This is a genomic window from Hominisplanchenecus sp., assembly GCF_046967715.1.
In the GTDB taxonomy this organism is placed as follows: Bacteria; Bacillota; Clostridia; order Lachnospirales; family Lachnospiraceae; genus Hominisplanchenecus; species Hominisplanchenecus faecis.
Genome location: NZ_JBKVNQ010000115.1, coordinates 1 through 3314, shown reverse-complemented (window position 1 = coordinate 3314; position 3314 = coordinate 1). Strand labels below are relative to the sequence as shown.

Here is a 3314-nt window from a genome sequence, read left to right as displayed (position 1 = left end):
TTTTCATTCAGGGACTGTGCTGTGAAACCATGTTCTTTTGCAAACTCTGTAGAATTCATTACAAAGTTACAGATGTTGATGGCTGCTTTCTGAAGATCACCAAGGGAGATTACCTGCTCTGAAGAAACTTCTGCATCCCTGCTTACTTTGTAAGTAATGGTTGTATTTCTGCTTCCTGCCGTTACGGTTGCATAGCCCTGTTCAACCAGTTCTGCAATTTTTCCATTCAGTGCAACATTTTTGGCTACTGTTGTAGAAACTGTCATAGTTCCATTCAGATCCAGTTTATATCCGCCGAAGTTTGGAACTTCTTCCGGAACAGTGATCAGGTTACCCGTTCCGTCATCCACCTGTTTGTAACGTGTTTCCATATTTACATAGCCATCTTTTGTCCAGTCCGGTTCACTGATGAAAGCTTTCAGGATCTGGGATGCACCTTTACCAGGGCAAACAAGGTCGTTGCCTGCATGCATTTCGTACATTGGTACGGACTGTCCGCCGCCCCAGTCTGTCATGATCATTCCCTGGAATCCCCATTCGTCTCTTGCGAATGCGGTACACAGATCATAATCATCAGCTGCCGGTCTGCCGTTGTTCTGGTTGTAAGAGGTCATGATCGCCATCGGCTGTGCCTGTTTTACAACTGCTTCAAAACCTTTGAGGTAGATTTCACGGATTGCTCTTTCAGAAACTGTATTGTTCTCTGCATTTCTGTTTGTTTCCTGAGAGTTCAGTGCATAATGTTTGATAGTAACGCCAACGCCTTTGTTTGACTGTACGCCAAGGGTTGCAGCTGTACCGGTAATACCTACAACTACCGGATCCTCTGAATAGTACTCAAAGTTACGTCCGCACAGTGCGTTTCTGTGGATGTTCATACCAGGTGCCAGCCAGCATCCGATACCGAACTCTTCCATCTCTTCGCCAACGCCTTCGCCGTAAGCGTAGATCTGATCGATATCCCAGGTCTGTGCAAGCAGTGTACCGATCGGCCATGCGGTTGCGTACTGGTAATAGGTCTGATCGCCGTCTTCGTATCTCTGTGTAATACGAAGACCTGCAGGTCCGTCGGACAGGTTTACAGGGGTAAATCCTTTTACATCGTTTCTCCAGGTAGATCCTGCCACACCCTGTACCGTTTTGTCATTCGAATGTCCGTTTACCAGCTCTGCCAGTTCATTTAATGTCAGTCCGGATACGAACTGTTCCATGGAAATGCTTCCGATTGCTACATCTGCCAGTGTGTTTTTGCTGAAATCACCGTCAAATTTTTTAACGTGCTCGTTGTAAGTTACTGTATAATCAGAACTGTTTTTATTTCCTTTTTCAACACGGCTGATCTCGCCTGTTGCTCCGTCTTTGTTTTCTGCTTTCAGATACTGTGTCTCTGTTGTATCGGATACATATACATCGACATCTTCGTTTTCTTTGATGATTTCCGGTGCTTTGTAGCCTGTGAAATCAACTGCGATCGTAGATGCTGCTGCGATCTCATCTGCTTCACCATCGTATGTAATGGAAACAGCACCTTCGGTTGTCATCGGCTCGAGTGTCGGATATTTCTCATCATCTGCAACGTTCGGATTATCTTTTACCGGAACCATCAGATTGCTGTACTGTTCTGTGATCGTATCTTCCGCTACGCTGATCTTGCCTGCTACATGTGTGTTTCTGGAAGAATTACCGACACGGATGATGTAATCGCCGTCCTCCATCACGTATGCTGCCTTGTCTGTATCGTAAGATCCCATCTCTGTTGTATCGTATGTGATCGTCAGTACCTGAGATTCACCAGGTGCCAGTTCATCTGTCTTTGCATAGCCTGCCAGTTCCTGATATGGTTTGTCCAGATTGCCTTCCGGGGCTGAGAAGTAAACTTCTGCAACTTCCTTGCCGGATACGGTACCTGTATTCTTAACTTTTACTTTAACGGTTACTTTATCTTTGTCTGCTGTTACAGACTGTGTGCTCATTGCAAATTTAGTATAAGATCCGCCATAACCGAATTCGTAAGCTACGTCTTTACCAAAGGTATCATAATAGCGATATCCTACGAAAATATCATCGTTATATACTTCCTGGGCTGTATTGCCATCGTTGTTTGCAAAGGTTGCACTGGATGGGTTGTCATCGAAATTCACCGGCCAGGTATCGGTCAGTTTACCGGATGGATTTACGGTTCCGTTTAATACTTCTACCAGTGCGTCACCGCCAGTCATACCTGCCTGTGACATCAGGAGCATGGAATCCAGACCTTCTGTCTGATCAAAGAACTTCGTATCAATGATTCCGCCTACGTTCAGAACTACGATCACGTTGTCGAATTTCTGTCCCAGAACTGCCAGGTTTGCTTCTTCGTCTTCTGACAGGAAATAGTCACCTTTTGTTGCAGTACGGTCGCGGAACTCTCCGGAGTTACGGGAGATTACATAGATCGCAGTGTCTGTTTGCTCTGCTGCTGCATCTACTTTCTCCATTGCACCTTCAACGTCAGCATATTTTCTTTCATTTACCCAGGTTGATCCAAAGATACCGCCGCCGCTTGTATTGCCGCCATCACTCTTCCAGAGTGCCTGCATCTGATCGATCAGGTCGGTATCAACGATGTCGTATCCGGCATTTTCAAATCCCTGCTGGATCGTAACATTATCACGCTGGTTTACAGCACCGGAACCGGTACCACCTTTGATAGTGTTGTAAACACCCTGTCCAAACAGAGCTACTTTTGTGCCTTTTTTCGCTGAGATCGGCAGAGAGTTGTTCTTGTTCTCCATCAGAACCATACCCTGTGCTGCAATGTTTTTAGCCGCAGTTTTGTGATCGATTTCACGCTGGCTGATGTCCGGGTTTGTTGTAGCTGCCATCGCTGTCATGCTTCCGCCTAAGAGCATGGAAGCGGACAATGTGACTGCTATCACTTTTTTTGAAGTTTTCTTCATTCCTTTTCTCCTTTACTTTTTGTTTGATTGACATGTTTTCGCTTTCCTGTGTTTCCCATGTTAATTTTTTATCAACATCGGCTCATGTGTTTATATTTTATATAATTTTTGCACGAATTACTATGTAATATTATACGTTTCTATTGTAATTTTTTATGTTTTTCATACAGAATTATATTATTTTATATATGTTTTGCATAATTTATATCAAATATAAGATACTTCCCGCCTCTCTGTAAAAACAGGAAACAAAATTCAGAAAACAGCACAAAAGCAGCACGCAAATTCTTTTGCGTGCTGCTTTCTTATGCTTTCAGATCATACTTTTTACAGTAGCATCTTACTTTTGTTTTTATTTTTCTGCTGCTGTCTGCA

At 43.9% G+C, this 3314-nt stretch carries 1 protein-coding gene; it reads right to left on the bottom strand.

Translation table 11 applies throughout. The annotated features are described in order from the left end of the window. On the bottom strand, positions 1-2939 hold a 2939-nt coding region (locus tag ACLTL4_RS11170; RefSeq protein ID WP_412320552.1), incomplete at its 3' end, for a glycoside hydrolase family 3 C-terminal domain-containing protein. Positions 2940-3314 lie beyond the last annotated feature (375 nt).